Here is a 17,121-nt window from a genome sequence, read left to right as displayed (position 1 = left end):
CGGACCGCGACATCGGCCCGGTCCGCCAGGGCGATTGACAGCCAGGCCGGGCGCGAAATCATCGGCGGGCGGAGCGAACGCCACGCCCGCCGCCCGACCAGAAGGCAGACCGATGACGGAGAGCGATTCTCACCCCGGGCCGTCCGGCCATGCCGCATGCCACCCGTTCGAGACCGATCTCGATCGCAACCCGGCCAATCACGTCGCCTTGACACCGGCGAGCCTGCTGGCGCGCGCCGCCGCAGCCGCCGGCGCCAGAATCGCGGTCATCGAAGGCGACCGGCACATCACGTATGCGCAGCTCTATGCGCGCTGCCGCCGACTCGCCTCCGGCCTCGCCGCCCTCGGGATCGGGCGCCTCGATACCGTAGCCATCCTGTCCCCGAACGTCCCCGAGATGGTCGAGGCCCATTTCGCCGTCCCGATGCTCGGCGCCGTCCTCAACCCGCTGAATACGCGCCTCGACCCGGCGACGATCGCGTTCTCGCTGGCCCATGGGCGAGCCCGGGTGCTGATCGTGGAGGCCGAATGCGCATCCCTGGCGACGCGGGCGCTGGCGGCGTTCGATCGGCCCATTCTGGTTGTGGCGATCGGTGAGACCGGCATCGTCGATGCGCTTCCCTACGAGGCGCTCATCGACGCGGGCGATCCGGATTACGCCTGGGTCGGCCCGGCGGATGAGTGGCAGTCGCTGTGCCTGCTCTACACGTCGGGGACCACCGGGGATCCGAAGGGGGCGGTCTACAGCCATCGCGGCGCGTACCTTCAGGCGCTCGGCAACGCCGTCACCTTCGGGCTGACGGATGAGAGCGTATATCTCTGGACGCTGCCGATGTTCCATTGCAGCGGCTGGTCCTATCCCTGGGCCTGCGTGGCGGCGTGCGCGACCCAGATTTGCCTGCGCAAGGTCGATCCGGCGGCGATCTTCCGGTTGATCGCCGAACACGGCGTCACGCATCTCTGCGGTGCCCCGATCGTACTCTCGATGATCGCCCATGCGCCGGTCGCGGACCGGGTCGCCATCCCGCAGCGGGTTCGCTGCGCGGTCGGCGGGGCGGCCCCGTCCTCGACGATCATCCGCACCATGGAGGAGCTGGGCTTTCAGGTGCTGCACCTCTACGGCGCGACCGAGAGCTACGGTCCGGCGACCGTCTGCCTCCCGCAGCCCGATTGGGCCGACCTGTCCGCGGACGACCGCTACGCCCGCATGGCGCGCCAGGGTGTCCCCCTGGCGACGCTCGAAGGCGTTGCGGTGATCGACCCCACGACGGATCGACCGGTCCCACGGGACGGCGCGGTGGTCGGTGAGATCGCCTTACGCGGCAACACCGTGATGAAGGGCTATCTCGGTAATCCCGGCGCCACCGCGCAGGCGCTGGCCGGGGGCTGGTACCGGACCGGGGATCTCGGGGTTTGGCATCCGGACGGATCCGTGGAGATCAAGGACCGCGCCAAGGACATCATCATCTCCGGGGGCGAGAACATCTCGAGCCTGGAGGTCGAGGAGGTGCTGATGCGTCATCCCGCGGTGATGCTGGCGGCCGTGGTGGCGCGGCCCGATCCGACCTGGGGCGAGAGTCCCTGCGCGTTCCTGGAGGTGAAGCCCGGTGCGGAGCCGCCGTCCGATCAGGAGGTGATCGCCTTCTGCCGCGAGCGGATGGCGCGCTTCAAGGTGCCGAAGACCGTGGTGTTCGGGGCGCTCCCGAAGACCTCGACGGGGAAGATCCAGAAATTCGTGCTGCGGGATCGCGCCCGGGGGCTCTGAAAGACGACCCAGGAAATTTCCAACACACCTCCTCATCCTGGGGTGACCGCGTCAGCGGGCCTCGAAGGAGCCCTCCAGCGATCGCAGCGGCTTCTGGAAGGCTCCTGCGAGGCCTGCGCTGCGCTTCGGCACCTCAGGATGAGGTTGAGAATGGGAATTCCGGAGGCCCGTGCATCCGGTAAACGCTCATCCGCTGGGGGAAGCCGGCTTCCAAACCTGCCCAGCCAAAGCCGCGGCCGCCTCCAGGGCCGCGTGCAGGTTCGGTTCGGCATCGCGCGCGCCGGCGCGGATCGCGGCGACCAGGGACTCGACGGGTTCGCCCGCCAGGACGTCCGCGCTCGCCGCGTGCAGGCGGTCGGCCTCAGCGATCTCGCGGGACGCGATGCCGATGGCGTTCGCCACCATCAGCGCGACGTAGCGCGGGCGGCCGGTCAGGCCGGGCACGACCTCCTCGATCAGCGCCCGGCGCGCGGCGTCGAGGAGGGCGGCGCCGGAGGGTTCGTCCTGCATGCTCAACTCCACGAAGCGGGGGCCGTCGCCCGCAGGATCGCCCGTTCGAGCTCGGGCACCATCCGGCCGGTGAGCGCCAGTTCGAGGGAGAACTCGCGGCCGGAGACGTGGCGCGTGCCCTGCTCCAGGGCGATCACCGCCCAGCGCAGATGCGCCATCACCTCCCAGTAGGCGACGCTTTCGGGATCGATCGGCCGCCCGCCCGCCTCCACGTAGCCCCGATAGAAGGCCGCGCGCGAGCCTATGCCGCCGGCCTCCAGCTCGGGTCGGCCGAAGCGCCAGCAGGCGGCGCAGAACCAGCCGAGATCCTGCGCGGGATCGCCCCAGCCGGCGAATTCCCAATCCAGCACGGCCGTGAGGCCGTTTGCGTCGACCATGTAATTGCCGGTGCGGAAATCCCGGTGGACGAGGGTCGGCGCCGGGCAGGCGGGCGCCCGGAGCTCGCCCCAGCGCAGGCCCCACTCGATCGCCGGGCGTAAGGCACCGATCCCGTCGAGGCTGGCGCGTAGCCGCGCGACCTCGGCCCGCGCCGGGTTTGGTTCCGGCGCGCCCAGGAAGGCGAGCGATGCGGGAGGCGTCCCGGGGTCGAGGGCCGCGTGGATCTTGGCGAGTTCGCGGCCTAGGGCTTCCGTCAAATGCTCACGGTCACCGCCCAGCGTCAGATCCTTGGCAATGCGTGGCCCCAGCCCGACGCCCTCGACGAGCCCCATCAGCGCGAAAGGCGCGCCGATCACCGCAGGATCGTTGCAGAAGCCCACAGGCTCCGGCACGCGCACGCCCGCTTTCCAGACGGTCTCAAGGATGCAGAACTCCTCGGCGCGGGACCGGCTCGACGCGATCGTGGCGGGGGCGTCCATGCGCAGCACGAAGCCGCGCTCTTCGCCTGCGATTCGGCAGCGGACGAGGCGATTCTCCTGAATCGAACCGCCGCCGAGCGCCCGGACGTCTTCGATGACGAGATCCGGACGGCCGAGATGCGCGGCAATCCATTCGCGCAGCCGTTCCTGATCCATCCGCTACAGACCCGAAACGAGGTGGCCGCCATCGACCGCGACGACGCTGCCGGTCATGTAGGCGCCGGCCTTGGAGGCGAGGAGCAGGAGCGGCCCGTCGAGCTCGGCCGCCTCGCCAAGCCGGCGCTGCGGCACACGCTTGATCAACGCCTTCCCGGGCTCGGAGTCGAAGAACGCGTCGTTCAACTCGGTCTTGATGTAGCCGGGCGCCAGGGCGTTCACCCGGATCCCGTGGCGCGCCCATTCGAGGGCGAGGCTCTTGGTGAGCTGGATGACCCCGGCCTTCGAGGTGGCATAGGGGGCGAGCCCGCCGGTGACGCGCAACCCTAAGATCGACGCGATGTTGACGATGCTGCCGCCCGCGCCGCGCTGAACCATGCGCTTGCCGGTGGCCTGAGCCACAAGCCAGACGCCCTTGAGATTCGTATCGAGCACGGCGTCCCAATCCGCCTCGTCGAGGTCGAGGGCGGGCTTGGTAGCCGTGACGCCGGCGTTGTTGATGAGGACCTGAACAGGCCCGAACCGGGCCTCGGCCCCATCCAGCGCCCGTGCGATGCTGCCGGACTCGGTCACATCCATCACGACGGCATGAGCTTGCCCGCCTGCCGCGGTGACGCTGTCGACGGTCTCGGCGAGAGCGTCGGCCCGCCGCGCGCACAGGGTCAGCCGCGCCCCGGCCCGGGCCAGCGTCCCGGCGAAGTGGCGGCCTAGACCGCTTGAGGCACCGGTCACCAGCACATGTTGGCCGGTGAGGTCGAACAGATCCGCCATCTCAGTGCAGCCGCTCGAAGGCGACCGCGATGCCCTGCCCGCCACCGATGCACATGGTTGCCAGCCCGTAGCGTCCGCCGGTTCGGGCCAGTTCGTAGAGCGTCTTCACCGCGATGATCGCCCCCGAGGCGCCGATCGGATGGCCCAGCGCGATGGCGCCGCCGTTCGGATTAACCCGGGCAGAGTCGAGGTCGAGTTCGCGGGAGACCGCGCAGGCCTGGGCCGCGAACGCCTCGTTCGATTCGATCACGTCGAAATCCCCCGCGCGCAGGCCGGTTCGGTCGAGCAGGCGACGTACGGCTGGGACCGGTCCCATGCCCATCTCGGACGGATCGACACCCGCATGGGCGTAGCCGACGATCCGGGCCATCGGTTTCGCGCCCGAACGCTCGGCTTGCGCCGCACTCGACAGGACGAGGGCGGCGGCGCCATCGTTCAGGCCCGAGGCGTTGCCGGCGGTGACGCTGCCGGTCTTGGAGAAGGCCGGGCGCAGCTTGGCCAGATCCTCGACGCTGGTCGCCTTCGGATGTTCATCCGTGTCGAACGCAACCGTCTCGCGCTTGCGCTGGACCGAGACGGGCAGGATCTGATCGCGGAAGACGTCCTCCCGGATCGCCCGGGCTGCGCGTGCCTGGCTCTCGGCCGCGAAGGCGTCCTGCTGGTCGCGGGAGATGCCGTAGCGCTCGGCGATATTCTCGGCGGTGACGCCCATATGGCCGTTGCCGAACGGATCGCTCAGCGCGCCGATCATGTAGTCGACGAGTGTGGCATCGCCCATGCGCTGGCCGGTGCGGCCGGTCGTGAGAATGTGCGGCGACCGGCTCATATTCTCAGCGCCGCCCGCGACCGCGATCTCGGCATCGCCGAGCAGGATGGATTGCGCCGCCGAGACGATCGCCTGAAGGCCGCTGCCGCAGAGTCGGTTGACGGTCATCGCCGGCACCTCCTTGGGCACCCCACCCTCGATGGCGGCGACGCGGGCGATGTAGGCGTCCCGCGGCTCGGTCGGGATCACGTGGCCGAACACCACGTGGCCGACGCGCTCCGGCGCCGTGCCGGAACGCTTCAGCGCCTCGGCCACGCAAAGCGCTCCCAGCGTCGAGGGCGGCGTACCGGCGAGCGCGCCGCCGAAGGTGCCGATCGCGGTCCGCACCGCGCCTGTGATCACGACATCGGTCATCGTCATACGCTCCGACTCACGCGCCCACCGGCCAGGACCAGAACGCGTCGCCCTCGGCCTCCAGGTTGCGGTTGAGCACCATCTTGTGGACCTCGTCGGCCCCGTCCACCAGCCGCGCCTGCCTTGCGTAGCGGTAGATCCATTCGAGCGGCGTGTCGGTGGAGTAGCCCCGGGCGCCGTTGATCTGAATCGCCACGTCGGCGGCCGCGTGGATCAGATTGGCCACGTGGACCTTGGCCATCGAGACCTCCTTGCGGGCAAAGCTCCCCTGGTCGAGCGCCCAGGCGGCCTTCATCACCAGCAAGCGGCCGATCTCGATCCTCATGGCCAGATCGCCCAGCATGAGCTGGATGCTCTCGCGGTCGGCCAGACGGATGCCGAAGCCGTGACGCTTGGAAGCGTAGCCCCGGGCGATCTCGACGCAGCGCTTCGACAGGCCGAGCCAGCGCATGCAATGGGTCAGCCGCGCCGGGCCGAGGCGGATCTGCGTGAGCTTCAGCCCGTCGCCCTCGTTCATCAGGACGTTCTCGGCCGGGATTTCCAAACCGTCGAACAATAGCTCGCAATGCCCGCCATGCTCCTCCGGCCCCATGATCGGGATGCGCCGCAGGATCTCCCAGCCGGGTTGGTCCTTGTGGAACAGGAAGGCGGTCAGGCCCTTGCGCGCATCGTCAGAAGTGCGGGCCATTAGGATGAAATGCGCGGCCTCCTCGGCGCCGGTGATGTACCATTTGCGGCCGGTGACCACGTAGGTGTCGCCCCGCCGCTCGGCCCGTGTCTGGATCATGCCGGGATCGGACCCGCCGCCGGGATGCGGCTCGGTCATGGCGAAGGCGGAGCGGACCTCGCCGCGCACGATCGGATCGAGCCAGCGCTCCTTCTGGGCCGGGGTGGCGACCTTCTCCAGCACCATCATGTTGCCGTCGTCGGGCGCGGCCGAGTTGAACACGACCGGCCCGAAGATCGAGCGGTTCATCGCCTCGTAGCAGACCGCCATGCCGACCTTGTCGAGCCCGGCCCCGCCGGTCTCAGGCCTGAGCTGGAGGCACCAGAGCCCCTGCTCCCGCGCGAGACCGCGCAGGCGGGCCAGCTCCGGCAGGGCGATGTTGCCGTGGCCGTCATAGGCGGACGGGTCGGATTCGAGCGGCACGATATGCGCCTCGACGAAGGCCGCGATCCGGGCGCGATACTCCTCGACGCGGGGCGAGATGGTGAAATCCATGGATCGCGGGCTCCGGCGAAGGCCTGTGCTCGGTCTTGAGCATCGCTCGTCAGCGCGAGGATGACGCTCTGACCTGTTTTCTCAACGATCACGGCGCGCACACGCAACCGCAATGCGAAACGATGTGCGGCGGCTGTTCGGCGCGCCGGGCCGCCGAAGAGGGCCTTTCACCGCCGGCCGAACAGCCGCTCGATGTCGGAGAGCTTCAGCTCGATCGAGGTCGGGCGGCCGTGGTTGCATTGGCCGGAATTGGGCGTCGCCTCCATCTCGCGCAGGAGGGCGTTCATCTCCTCGGGCCGTAGGCGCCGGCCGGCACGGACCGAGCCGTGGCAGCTCATGCGCGAGAGCACCGCGTCGAGCCGCCGGCCCAGCGGGCCGCCCTCCGTAGCCGCGGCGCCGCCCTCCTCGTCGCCGCTGGATTCCAGGGCGTCGAGGATGTCGGTGACGAGATCGCGGGTCGAAGCGCCGATGAGCGCGGCCGGGACCTCGCGCACCAGCACGGCCCCGGGTCCGAACGCCTCGATGGTCAGGCCGAGCCGGTCAAGGTCCGGCGCGGCGGCGACGAGCCGGTCGGCTTCCTCGGGGCTCATCTCGACCACGTCGGGGATCAGGAGCCCCTGCCGGGCGATGCCGCCGGCGGCCCGCTCGGCCTTCATCCGCTCGTAGACGAGGCGCTCATGGGCGGCGTGCTGATCGACGATGACGAGGCCGTCGCGGGTCTGGGCGAGGATGTAGGTTTCGTGGATCTGGGCACGCGCCGCGCCGAGGGGATGATCGATCGCCTCCGGGGCCTCGGCGAGCGGCCGGACATCGGCTTGAGGCGGGGCTGCCAGTTCCGAACCCACGAAGGCGGCCTGGGCCGATTCCGCGAAGCCGCCCTCCCCCGACAGCGCGTAAGCCGGCTCCGCGGGGCGCGGCATCGGGGCGGGCCGCCAAGTCGGTGAGCTCCGGTAGCCCGAAGGCGCCGCCACCGAGGGCGCGCTGGATGGGAACGGGCCCGGCCGCGTCGGCTGGAACAGACTCGGCGTAGCCGCCCCCGTGTGGATCGCGAGGGCCGGCCCGGCCGGGCGCAGGGCGTCGAGGGTCCGGGCGGCGCCGGTCGTGGCCGAGCGGACGCCGCCCTGGCGCAGGGCCTCGTGGATGGCGCTGACGATCAGTGCCCGGACCAGGCCCGGCTCGCGGAACCGTACCTCGGTCTTGGCCGGATGAACGTTCACATCGACCAGTTCGGGATCGCAGGTGATCGTCAGCCCGAGCACCGGATGGCGGTCCGAGGCCAGGGTGTCGGCATAGGCGCCGCGCACCGCCCCGAGGAGCAGCCGGTCGCGCACCGGGCGGCCGTTGACGGCGAGATGGATATGGGTCGCCGCGCCCCGGTGATAGGTCGGCAGGCCGACATGGCCGGTCACCGCGAACCCCTCCCGGGCGAGCGAGACCGGCAGGGCGTTGGCGGCGAAATCCGGTCCGAGCACTGCGGTGAGCCGGCGCAGATCCGCCTCCGACCCGGTCTCGGCCGGCAGAACCAGGGGCTGGCCGGCATCGGCGCGCAGGGTGAAGCGGATCCCCGCTTGCGTGACCGCGAGCCGGCGCAGGGTCTCGGCGATGGCCGCATTCTCAGCCCGGTCGGATTTCAGGAACTTCAGCCGGGCCGGCGTGGCGGCGAACAGCTCGGTCACCTCGATCCGCGTGCCGCGCTGGGCCGGCGCCGGCCGAACCGGACCTTTGAGGCCCGCCTCCACGGTCAGGCTCGCCCCGGCCTCGGCCTCCGGCGTGCGGGTGACGATGGCGAGCCGCGACACCGCCCCGATCGAGGGCAACGCCTCGCCGCGGAAACCCAGCGTGTCGATCGCCGTGAGATCGCCCCCGGGGAGCTTGGAGGTGGCGTGGCGCTCGACGGCGAGGTCGAGATCCTCCGGCGTCATGCCGCGCCCGTCATCGACCACGCGGATCAGCCGGCGGCCGCCCGCCTCAACGGTCACCTCAACGGACCGGGCCCCGGCATCGATGGCGTTCTCGACCAGTTCCTTCACGGCCGAGGCCGGGCGCTCCACCACCTCGCCCGCGGCGATGCGGTCGACGAGGATAGGGTCGAGACGGCGGACGGATGACGCTGACGGGAAAACGGACATTGCCCGGACGATAGCCCCTCCCCGACGACGTTCCAATCGCCGGAGCCGACGGGCGCGCCGTTCAGGCCCGCCGCTGGGACCCGCCGAGGGAGATGCGGTTCGCGCCGGCCCGTGTCCCGTGGCTCGGCGCTGCGTAGGGGCGGCGGGACAGGTCGTACAGGACGTTGCCGACGATCCCGGCCGTCCGGCGCAGGGTCGTGCCGTCACAGGTCGCCGCCACCCGGACGCCGATCTCGTGGGTGTGGCTGCGGCCGTAGAGCCAGACCGCGAGGCGCGCCCGGGTCGCCTCCGGGATCCCGTCCAGGAGGTAGGCGGCGCCCTCCGGGTCGGCCTTGATCAGACGGCCGACCGTCTCCGGTGGGACCGGGCAGTCGACCGCGGGGTCGTCGATGCTGAGCGAACCGGCGTTCATCATGGCGAGCCTGAAGTCTGTGGAACTCCAGGTTGAGACGGTTTGGTTAACGGCGCCTTACCGTCACTTGCCCGCGATCCAATAAGCGGCCCGGTTCACAAAGGCCGGCGCACCACCCGGGCGATGAGCCCGACGATCCCCTCCCGGAACAGCAGCACGCACAGCACGAACACGCAGCCCTGGATGATCGTCACCCAGGCGCCGAATTGGGCGAGGTAGGTCTCCATGGTGACGATCACCAAAGCGCCGACGATCGGCCCGAACACGGTCCCCATGCCACCGACCAGCGTCATCAGTACCACCTCACCCGACATCGACCAGTGGACGTCGGTCAGCGAGGCGAGCTGGAACACGATCGCCTTGGTGGAGCCGGCAAGCCCCGCCAGCGTTGCCGAGAGCACGAACACCGCGAGCTTGTACTGGCTCGCCCGGTAGCCCAGTGAGATCGCCCGCGGCTCGTTGTCCCGGATCGCCTTCAGCACCTGCCCGAAGGGCGAGTGGATGATGCGGTAGATCAGCAGCATTCCCGCCATGAAGATCACGCAGACGACGCCGTACATCGCCCGATCGTCGGCGAGGCTGATCACCCCGAACAGGTTGCCGCGGGGCACCGCCTGGATGCCGTCCTCGCCGCCGGTGAACTTGGCCTGCAGCGAGAAGAAGAACGCCATCTGGGCGAGCGCCAGGGTGATCATCGAGAAGTAGATGCCCTGCCGGCGGATCGCCAGCGCGCCGAAGACGAGGCCCAGCAGCGCCGCGGTGCCGGTGCCGGCGAGGATCGCGAGTTCCGGCGTGAAGCCAAGCTGCTTGGCCGTGTAGGCGCAGAGGTAGCTCGCCATGCCGAAATAGGCGGCGTGGCCGAAGGAGAGCAGGCCGCCGTAGCCGAGCAGCAGGTTGAAGGCGAGCGCGAACAGCGCGAAGCACAAAACCTTCATCAGGTAGACGGGGTAGAGCACCAGCGGCGCCACGATCAGCAGCACGGCGATGCCCACGAAGATCAGGCGATGGAGCGCCTTGTCGTCCCGGCCGGTCGCGGGCGCGGCAGCGATCGGGGCGGCGTCGATGGTGGCGGTGTCGGCCATATGTGTCGAGCCTCAGTTCGCGGTCAGGCCGTACGCCCGAACAGGCCAGCGGGTTTGACGAGCAGCACCAGCACCATGATCACGAAGATCACGGTCGCTGACGCCTCCGGATAAAACACCTTTGTCAGCCCCTCGACGAGGCCGAGGGTGAAGCCCGTGATCACCGAACCGATGATCGAGCCCATGCCGCCGATCACCACCACGGCGAAGACCACGATGATGATGTCGGCGCCCATATTGGGATTCACCGAGTAGATCGGCGCGGCGAGCACCCCGGCGAAGCCCGCGAGCGCGACGCCGAACCCGTAGGTCAGCGTCAGGAACAGCGGCACGTTGACCCCGAAGGCCTGGACGAGGGTCGGGTTCTCGGTGGCGGCACGGAGATAGGCGCCGAGTTTGGTCTTCTCGATCACGAGCCAGGTGGCGATGCAGACAGTGAGCGAGGCGACCACCACCCAGGCTCGGTAGTTCGGCAGGAACATGAAGGGCAGCCGCTGGCCGCCCGACAGCTCCGTCGGGATCGCGTAGGGGAGCCCGGAGACGCCGTACTGGTTACGGAACAGGCCCTGGATGATCAGCGCCAGCCCGAAGGTCAGCAGCAGGCCGTAGAGGTGGTCGAGCTTGTAGAGCCGGGCGATCAGCACCCGCTCCAGCACGATCCCGAAGGCGCCGACCACGAGTGGCGCCAGCCCCAAGGCCCACCAGTAGCCGAGGCCCACGTAGGTGAGCAGCATCCAGGCCACGAACGCGCCCATCATGTAGAGCGCGCCGTGGGCGAAGTTGATGATGTTGAGGAGCCCGAAGATGATCGCGAGCCCCAGCGACAGGATCGCGTAGAACGAGCCGTTGATCAGGCCGAGCAGCAATTGCCCGAACAGGGCCTGCATCGGCACGCCGAAGATCGTGGTCATGGCCGGTCTCCGCGCCCCGCTACCCAGCTCAGCCCTTCACGAGGGGGCAATTGCCCTCGTTGAGCGGGCGGAAGACCTGATCGCCCGGGATGGTCTCGAGCTTCTTGTAGAGGTCCCACTCGCCCTTCGACTCAGCGGGCTTCTTGACCTCAAACAGGTACATGTCGTGGATCTTGCGCCCGTCGGCGCGGATCACGCCCTTGCCGAACAGCGGATCATCGGTCGGCATCGCTTTCATCTTGGCGACGGTGGCGGCGCCGTCGGTGGTCGATTTCAGCTCCGCCACCGCCTTCAGGTAATGCAGCACGTCCGAGTAGACGCCGGCATGGTTGGCAGTCGGCTTGGAGCCGTTCTTCATCTGCTTGGCGAACCGGTCCGAGAAGGCCCGGGTCTGGTCGTTCAGGTCCCAGTAGAACGGCTCGGTCAGCACCAACCCTTGCGCGACCTTGGTGCCGAGGGAATGCACGTCCGACGAGAAGACCAGCAGGCCGGCCAAAGCCTGCCCGCCCTCGGTTATGCCGAACTCGCCGGCCTGCTTGATCGAGTTGATCGTGTCGGTGCCGGCATTGGCGAGCCCGATCACCTTGGCGCCCGAGCCCTGCGCCTGGAGCAGGAAGGACGAGAAGTCCGAGGTCGGGAACGGGGTCTTCACCGAACCCACGACCTTGCCGCCGTTCTTGGTGATGACCGCCGAGGTATCGCGCTGGAGGGTCTGGCCGAACACGTAATCGGCGGTGAGGAAGAACCACGTGTCGCCGCCGCGCTTGACCATGGCGCCGCCGGTGCCGTTGGCGAGCGCCACCGTGTCGTAGACCCAGTGGATCGTGTTCGGCGTGCATTGCGGGCCGGTGAGATCGGCCGTGCCGGCGCCGGTGTCGATGAAGACCTTGTTCTTCTCCTTGGTGACCTGGCTGATGGCGAGCGCCACCGAGGACGTCACCCCGTCGGTGATCATGTCGACGGCGTCGCGGTCGTACCATTGCCGGGCGATGGCGGCGCCGACATCCGGCTTGTTCTGGTGGTCGGCCGAGACGATCTCGACCTTCAGCCCGTGCTGCTCCGGCTTGAAATCCTCGACCGCGAGCTTGGCGGCCACGACCGAGCCCTCGCCGCTGATGTCGGAATAAGCGCCCGAACGGTCGCCGAGGATGCCGATCTTCACGTTGGTCTGTGCCGCTGCGGTGCCCATCATCAGGGCGCCCGCGAGGGCGGCAAGGGTCACGGGCCGGGCGATACGTCCGAACATACGCGTTTCCATCCACTATCGGCGCGGCGTTCTTCCGCCGGCCGGGATTCGGGACGCCGATTCCGGCGCTTCGACAGTATTCTTGGACGCGCTTCAGACGCCGAGATAGGCGTGAAGCTTGTCGATATTGGCGTCTAGCTCGGCGTTGGGGATCATGTCGACCACCCGGCCCTGCTCGATCACGAAATGCCGGTCCGCCAGGGTCTGGGCGAAGCGGAAGTTCTGTTCCACCAAGATGATCGTGTAGCCTTGCGCCTTCAACTGCTGGATGGTTCGCCCGATCTGCTGAACGATGACCGGGGCGAGACCTTCGGTCGGCTCGTCGAGCAGGATCAGCTTGGCGCCGGTGCGCAGGATCCGGCCGATCGCCAGCATCTGCTGCTCGCCGCCCGAGAGCTTAGTGCCCTGGCTGCCGGCCCGCTCCTTCAGGTTCGGGAAGAGCGTGTGGATCTCGGCCACCGACATCCCGCCCGGCTTCACCCGCGGCGGCAGCATCAGGTTCTCGTGGACCGTGAGGCTCGCGAAGATGCCGCGCTCCTCCGGGACGTAGCCGATGCCCAGCCGGGCGATGTTGCGCGAGGCCATCCGGATCGTCTCGACACCGTCATAGACGATCGAGCCCGCGCGCTTGCCCAGGATACCGATGATCGCCCGGAGTGTCGTGGTCTTGCCGGCGCCGTTGCGGCCGAGCAGCGTGATCACCTCGCCGGTCCGGACGTCGATGTCGATGCCGTGGAGCACGTGGCTCTCGCCGTACCAGCCCTCCAGGCCGCGGACGGTGAGGAGCGCGCCGGTCGCCGCAGCGGGCGTGACAGTCTTCACCGCGGCCTCAGGCATGTCCCGCCCCGATATAGGCTTCGACCACGCGCGGATCCTTGGAGACGGTGGCGTAATCGCCCTCGGCCAGCACTTGGCCGCGCGCCAGGACGGTGATGCGGTCCGACAGGGACGCGACGACGGAAAGATTGTGCTCCACCATCAGGATGGTCCGGCTTTTGGACACCCGGCGGATGAGCTGCGCCGTGCGCTCGACGTCCTCGTGGCCCATGCCGGCCATCGGCTCGTCGAGGAGCAGCATCTCGGGATCGAGGGCGAGCGTCGTGGCAATCTCCAGCGCGCGCTTGCGGCCGTAGGACAGTTCTACCGCCGGCACATCCGCGAACTCGGTCAGGCCGACGTCCTCGACCAGCGCCAGCGCCTCGCCGTTCAGCGCCCGCAGCACCCGTTCGGGACGCCAGAAATCGAAGGAATCGCCGCGCCGCCGCCGCTGCAGGGCGATGCGGACATTCTCCATCACGGTCAGGTGTGGAAACACCGCCGAGATCTGGAAGGAGCGCACGAGGCCGAGCCGGGCCACATCGGCGGCCTTCAGGCCGGTAATGTCGCGGTCCTTGTAGCGGATGGTGCCCGCGCTCGGGATCAGGAACTTGGTCAGCAGGTTGAAGCAGGTGGTCTTGCCGGCTCCGTTGGGCCCGATCAGCGCGTGGATCGTCCCGCGCTCGACCTGAAGCGCCACGCCGTTCACGGCGCGGAACCCGCGGAATTCCATCGTCAGGCCGTCGGTCGCCAGGATCACGTCCCGTGCCAAGCACTGTCCTCCCGAATTTTGATTCTTGTCGCCATATCGCCGAACCGCCCGGCTTTCGTCCATCGCTAACGCGCGGCGCAGCGCGACAATCCCCGGCTGGTGATATCCGCTGTCCGTGGCCAGCGCGGGCAATCGCCGACGCTTGACCCGACCGAACGCCGCCCTTAACTCAGACAAATAAGCTGTCGGGGGGGTCCATGGGCGGTGGTGCGGCCTACATCGCCGTTGATTGGGGCACGACCAACCGTCGCGTCTTCGCGATGGCATCCGACGGCACGGTGATCGAGTCGCTGCAGGATGCCCGCGGCGTCCTGAGCCTAACGCAGGACGCCTATCCGGCCGAGATCTCAGCGCTGCGCTCACGCTTCGGTGCGGAGGACGTCATCGCGGTCGGAATGGTGGGGTCGAGCCGGGGGTGGCTCGAGGCGCCCTACGTCGATGTGCCTGCCACCCTGGAGCGCCTGACCGACGCCTGCCGGGTGGCCGCGCCGGGTGTGCGCATCGTTCCGGGCGTCGCCCTGCGGAACGGCCGCAGGCCGGACGTGATGCGCGGCGAGGAGATCCAGGTGCTGGGCGCGATCCATGCGGGCGCGGCGCCCGCGACTGCATTATTCTGCCAGCCCGGTACCCACAACAAGTGGGTCGAGACCGTTGATGGCGCGATCACGACCTTCACCACCGTCATGACCGGCGAACTCTTCGCGCTGCTGCGCGGCCACGGCATCATGGCCGGGATGCTCGATGGCGCGGTATCGGACGGAGCACCGTTCCGGCGCGGGCTTCGCCGTGGAATCGCGTCCTCCAACATCGCCGCGACGCTGTTCGAGGTTCGGGCCGGCCTGCTGCTCGACCGGCTGGCCCCATCCGAGGCGGCTGCCTATGCCAGCGGCGTGCTGATCGGCGCCGATGTCGCGACCCAGGAGGATCTCAAACGCCGCCCCGTGCACCTGCTGGGGGGCGGCTCCCTGAGCGCCCTTTACGCCGTTGCGATCACCGAACTGGGCGGGACCCCCGTCATCGTGCCGGACGGCGCGACCACGGCCGGCATCCACGCCATCTGGAGCCTGAGCGCATGACCATTCTCGCCCGGTTCGAGGCGGCCTTCGCGGCTTGCCCCCTCGTCGCGATCCTGCGGGGCCTGACGCCGGATGAGGCGCCTGCGGTGGGCGACGCCCTCGTGGGCGCCGGATTCAGCCTGATCGAGGTGCCGCTCAATTCTCCCGAGCCCCTGCGCAGCATCGCGATCCTGGCCGAGCGCCTGTCCGGGCGTGCCCTGGTCGGCGCCGGCACGGTCCTCGACACGGCGCAGGTCGCCGCGGTTGCCAAGGCGGGCGGGACCCTGGTGGTCTCGCCCAACACGGATGCCGCCGTGATCGGCGCGACCCGGGCGGCAGGATTGATCTCGCTCCCCGGATACCAGACGCCGACCGAGGCCTTCGCGGCCTTGGCAGCCGGGGCGACCGCGCTGAAACTTTTCCCGGCGGACGTGGCTTCGCCGGCGGCGCTGAAGGCGCACAGGGCCGTGCTGCCTCCGGGGACGCGGGTGCTCGCCGTTGGCGGCGTCACGCCGGACGGGATCGCCGGATGGCGCGCGGCGAGCGCCGACGGTTTCGGCCTCGGATCCAACCTCTATCGACCCGGCAAGGCCGCCGTCGAGGTCGCCCGCGATGCGGCCATCTACGTGGAGGCGATGCGGAGATCCGCATAGCGGTTTCCCGAGCCGGTCCGGACGAGGCACGCTTCTTGGACCCGCGCCGCCGAACGCCTATCAGGCAGCTGCCCTTGGACAGTTGGAGCGGCCGGATGGCGGAAGAGACGATCATGTCGGCCGAGGACAGCGGGCTCGATGCCCTCGAAACCCCGTGCCTCCTGCTCGATGCCGACCGGTTGCAGGCGAACGTCGCCACGATGCGGGCACGGCTCGACGCGCACGGCGTGGTGCTGCGCCCGCATCTCAAAACCGCCAAGTCCCTCGACGTCGCCCGGGTCGCCATGGCGAGCGCGGCCGGGCCCGCCACTGTCTCGACCCTGCGCGAAGCCGAATATTTCGCCGCGGGCGGCGTCCGCGACATCATCTACGCGGTCGGCATCGCGCCGCAGAAGCTTGAGCGCGTCGGTCGGATCCGGCGCCTGTGGCCGGTCGATCTGGCGATCGTGCTGGATTCGCTCGAACAGGCGGAGGCGGTGGCGGCGTGGGGCCGTCATTCGGGGGACCGGCTGCCGGTTCTGATCGAGGTCGATGCGGACGGGCACCGCTCCGGCGTGAACCCTGCGGATGCCGCGCGGCTCGCCGCCATCGGCCGCATTCTCGATGCGGGCGCGATCTTGCGCGGCGTGCTCCTCCATGCCGGCGACAGCTACGGTTTGAACGAGCCGAACGCGCTTCGCGCGGCCGCTGAGGCCGAGCGCGTAGCGGCGGTGACGGCCGCCGCCGCACTCAGATCCGCCGGTCTTCCCTGCCCCGTGGTGAGCGTCGGCTCGACCCCGACGGCGCGCTACGCCGAGACGTTGGACGGCATCACCGAGGTCCGCGCCGGCGTCTTCATGATCGGTGATCTGTTCCAGGCGGGTGTTGGCTCCTGCGCGGTGGATGACATCGCGCTGACCGTCCTGACGACAGTGATCGGCCATCAACGCGAGAAGGGCTGGATCATCACCGATGCCGGCTGGATGGCGCTCTCGCGGGACCGGGGCACGGCGCGGCAGCCTGTCGATCAGGGATACGGCTTGGCCTGCGATCGGGATGGCATTCCCTATCCGGACCTGATCGTGTCCGATGCCAATCAGGAGCACGGCATCCTGGCGCTGCGGAAAGGAGCCAAGGCCCGCCTGCCCGAACTTTCGATCGGAACGCGCCTGCGCATCCTGCCCAACCATGCCTGCGCCACCGGTGCCCAGCACGACCGCTACCACGTGATCGCCGGAGGTCGACTCACGGGCGCCGTGTGGCCGCGCATCAATGGGTGGTGAGATGCCGCGTCGACACGAATGCAGGGCGTGAGGGCAGGCGCGTCTCAGGGGCGCGCCGGCGCGATGGCGCCCGTGACGATCGGTTCACCCGCGACCACACCAACCACCGGTTGCGCTCGCTGACGGTCGAGCTTGTCCGCCGACACGAGCGCGGCGGCGATCAGGGCCGCCACGGCTAGCGTCGCCTTCAGCACGTCCCAAACCCGCCCGAGCATGGCTTGACCCAACGGTGACAGGAAGCGAGGCGCCGGCGCGTCGGGCCCTCGCAGTTCCCGCACAGTGGGTTGCAGGGCTTGCGTAAACCTTACCAAGTCCTCGGACA

Annotated in this window: 17 protein-coding genes; 4 read left to right on the top strand and 13 right to left on the bottom strand. The window is 69.3% G+C overall.

Features of this window, described 5'->3' with window-relative positions:
* The first annotated feature begins 112 nt into the window (after positions 1-112).
* Entirely contained in the window at positions 113-1,765 is a 1,653-nt protein-coding gene (locus tag BLQ49_RS06170) for an AMP-binding protein (RefSeq protein WP_091714219.1), read from the top strand.
* A 186-nt stretch (positions 1,766-1,951) separates the two neighbouring features.
* Here the strand turns inward: BLQ49_RS06170 and BLQ49_RS06165 are convergent, their stop codons facing one another.
* From BLQ49_RS06165 to BLQ49_RS06110, 12 genes are all read right to left on the bottom strand, one after another.
* Entirely contained in the window at positions 1,952-2,275 is a 324-nt protein-coding gene (locus BLQ49_RS06165) for a DUF6285 domain-containing protein (protein WP_091714218.1), read from the bottom strand.
* A gap of 2 nt (positions 2,276-2,277) precedes the next feature.
* A complete protein-coding gene (locus BLQ49_RS06160) occupies positions 2,278-3,288 on the bottom strand; it encodes a phosphotransferase family protein (protein WP_091714216.1) in 1,011 nt (336 codons plus the stop codon).
* A gap of 3 nt (positions 3,289-3,291) precedes the next feature.
* Positions 3,292-4,059 (bottom strand): SDR family NAD(P)-dependent oxidoreductase, encoded by a 768-nt coding sequence (locus BLQ49_RS06155; RefSeq protein WP_091714215.1) that lies wholly within the window; start codon positions 4,057-4,059, stop codon positions 3,292-3,294.
* Position 4,060: 1 nt separating this feature from the next.
* The gene (locus tag BLQ49_RS06150; RefSeq protein ID WP_091714522.1) at positions 4,061-5,239 is read right to left on the bottom strand and encodes an acetyl-CoA C-acyltransferase family protein; all 1,179 of its coding nucleotides are present in this window, start codon (positions 5,237-5,239) and stop codon (positions 4,061-4,063) included.
* 16 nt (positions 5,240-5,255) lie between these two features.
* Positions 5,256-6,461 (bottom strand): acyl-CoA dehydrogenase family protein, encoded by a 1,206-nt coding sequence (locus BLQ49_RS06145; protein WP_091714213.1) that lies wholly within the window; start codon positions 6,459-6,461, stop codon positions 5,256-5,258.
* A gap of 167 nt (positions 6,462-6,628) precedes the next feature.
* A complete protein-coding gene (gene mutL / locus BLQ49_RS06140) occupies positions 6,629-8,590 on the bottom strand; it encodes a DNA mismatch repair endonuclease MutL (RefSeq protein WP_091714211.1) in 1,962 nt (653 codons plus the stop codon).
* 61 nt (positions 8,591-8,651) lie between these two features.
* Positions 8,652-9,002: a hypothetical protein gene (locus BLQ49_RS06135; protein WP_244507462.1), complete on the bottom strand. Its 351-nt coding sequence runs from the start codon at positions 9,000-9,002 to the stop codon at positions 8,652-8,654.
* Between the two features lie 95 nt (positions 9,003-9,097).
* Positions 9,098-10,084, bottom strand: a complete 987-nt coding sequence (locus BLQ49_RS06130; protein ID WP_091714207.1) for a branched-chain amino acid ABC transporter permease — start codon at positions 10,082-10,084, stop codon at positions 9,098-9,100.
* Between the two features lie 23 nt (positions 10,085-10,107).
* A complete protein-coding gene (locus BLQ49_RS06125; RefSeq protein WP_091714206.1) occupies positions 10,108-10,995 on the bottom strand; it encodes a branched-chain amino acid ABC transporter permease in 888 nt (295 codons plus the stop codon).
* A 28-nt stretch (positions 10,996-11,023) separates the two neighbouring features.
* Complete coding sequence (locus tag BLQ49_RS06120; RefSeq protein WP_091714204.1) at positions 11,024-12,241, bottom strand: ABC transporter substrate-binding protein; 1,218 nt, start codon at positions 12,239-12,241, stop codon at positions 11,024-11,026.
* 93 nt (positions 12,242-12,334) lie between these two features.
* Complete coding sequence (locus BLQ49_RS06115) at positions 12,335-13,078, bottom strand: ABC transporter ATP-binding protein (protein WP_091714202.1); 744 nt, start codon at positions 13,076-13,078, stop codon at positions 12,335-12,337.
* Complete coding sequence (locus tag BLQ49_RS06110) at positions 13,071-13,829, bottom strand: ABC transporter ATP-binding protein (protein WP_091714200.1); 759 nt, start codon at positions 13,827-13,829, stop codon at positions 13,071-13,073. Before BLQ49_RS06110 ends, BLQ49_RS06115 begins: the two co-directional genes overlap by 8 nt.
* A 197-nt stretch (positions 13,830-14,026) precedes the next feature.
* Here BLQ49_RS06110 and BLQ49_RS06105 point away from each other — a divergent pair, with 197 nt between their 5' ends.
* The 3 genes from BLQ49_RS06105 (at position 14,027) to BLQ49_RS06095 (ending at position 16,799) form a co-directional block, all read left to right on the top strand.
* Positions 14,027-14,905, top strand: coding sequence for a 2-dehydro-3-deoxygalactonokinase (locus BLQ49_RS06105; RefSeq protein ID WP_091714198.1), 879 nt, complete (start codon positions 14,027-14,029; stop codon positions 14,903-14,905).
* Positions 14,902-15,537, top strand: coding sequence for a 2-dehydro-3-deoxy-6-phosphogalactonate aldolase (locus tag BLQ49_RS06100; protein ID WP_091714196.1), 636 nt, complete (start codon positions 14,902-14,904; stop codon positions 15,535-15,537). Before BLQ49_RS06105 ends, BLQ49_RS06100 begins: the two co-directional genes overlap by 4 nt.
* Before the next feature lie 95 nt (positions 15,538-15,632).
* The gene (locus BLQ49_RS06095; RefSeq protein WP_091714194.1) at positions 15,633-16,799 is read left to right on the top strand and encodes an alanine racemase; all 1,167 of its coding nucleotides are present in this window, start codon (positions 15,633-15,635) and stop codon (positions 16,797-16,799) included.
* 44 nt (positions 16,800-16,843) lie between these two features.
* On the opposite strand, the gene BLQ49_RS29570 is transcribed toward BLQ49_RS06095, so the two are convergent.
* Complete coding sequence (locus tag BLQ49_RS29570; RefSeq protein WP_167627635.1) at positions 16,844-16,993, bottom strand: hypothetical protein; 150 nt, start codon at positions 16,991-16,993, stop codon at positions 16,844-16,846.
* Between the last annotated feature and the right edge of the window lie 128 nt (positions 16,994-17,121).

The organism is Methylobacterium phyllostachyos, from assembly GCF_900103445.1.
Taxonomy (GTDB): Bacteria; Pseudomonadota; Alphaproteobacteria; order Rhizobiales; family Beijerinckiaceae; genus Methylobacterium; species Methylobacterium phyllostachyos.
Note: the sequence above shows the minus strand (reverse complement) of the source record. Positions and strands in the feature narration are given on the sequence as shown.

What these genes read in the sequence shown, in the direction of transcription:
- BLQ49_RS06170 (WP_091714219.1), top strand. Translation starts at nt 113, where the DNA reads ATGACGGAGAGCGATTCTCACCCCGGGCCGTCCGGCCATGCCGCATGC.
- BLQ49_RS06165 (WP_091714218.1), bottom strand. Translation starts at nt 2,275, where the DNA reads ATGCAGGACGAACCCTCCGGCGCCGCCCTCCTCGACGCCGCGCGCCGG.
- BLQ49_RS06160 (WP_091714216.1), bottom strand. Translation starts at nt 3,288, where the DNA reads ATGGATCAGGAACGGCTGCGCGAATGGATTGCCGCGCATCTCGGCCGT.
- BLQ49_RS06155 (WP_091714215.1), bottom strand. Translation starts at nt 4,059, where the DNA reads ATGGCGGATCTGTTCGACCTCACCGGCCAACATGTGCTGGTGACCGGT.
- BLQ49_RS06150 (WP_091714522.1), bottom strand. Translation starts at nt 5,239, where the DNA reads ATGACCGATGTCGTGATCACAGGCGCGGTGCGGACCGCGATCGGCACC.
- BLQ49_RS06145 (WP_091714213.1), bottom strand. Translation starts at nt 6,461, where the DNA reads ATGGATTTCACCATCTCGCCCCGCGTCGAGGAGTATCGCGCCCGGATC.
- mutL (WP_091714211.1), bottom strand. Translation starts at nt 8,590, where the DNA reads ATGTCCGTTTTCCCGTCAGCGTCATCCGTCCGCCGTCTCGACCCTATC.
- BLQ49_RS06135 (WP_244507462.1), bottom strand. Translation starts at nt 9,002, where the DNA reads ATGAACGCCGGTTCGCTCAGCATCGACGACCCCGCGGTCGACTGCCCG.
- BLQ49_RS06130 (WP_091714207.1), bottom strand. Translation starts at nt 10,084, where the DNA reads ATGGCCGACACCGCCACCATCGACGCCGCCCCGATCGCTGCCGCGCCC.
- BLQ49_RS06125 (WP_091714206.1), bottom strand. Translation starts at nt 10,995, where the DNA reads ATGACCACGATCTTCGGCGTGCCGATGCAGGCCCTGTTCGGGCAATTG.
- BLQ49_RS06120 (WP_091714204.1), bottom strand. Translation starts at nt 12,241, where the DNA reads ATGTTCGGACGTATCGCCCGGCCCGTGACCCTTGCCGCCCTCGCGGGC.
- BLQ49_RS06115 (WP_091714202.1), bottom strand. Translation starts at nt 13,078, where the DNA reads ATGCCTGAGGCCGCGGTGAAGACTGTCACGCCCGCTGCGGCGACCGGC.
- BLQ49_RS06105 (WP_091714198.1), top strand. Translation starts at nt 14,027, where the DNA reads ATGGGCGGTGGTGCGGCCTACATCGCCGTTGATTGGGGCACGACCAAC.
- BLQ49_RS06100 (WP_091714196.1), top strand. Translation starts at nt 14,902, where the DNA reads ATGACCATTCTCGCCCGGTTCGAGGCGGCCTTCGCGGCTTGCCCCCTC.
- BLQ49_RS06095 (WP_091714194.1), top strand. Translation starts at nt 15,633, where the DNA reads ATGGCGGAAGAGACGATCATGTCGGCCGAGGACAGCGGGCTCGATGCC.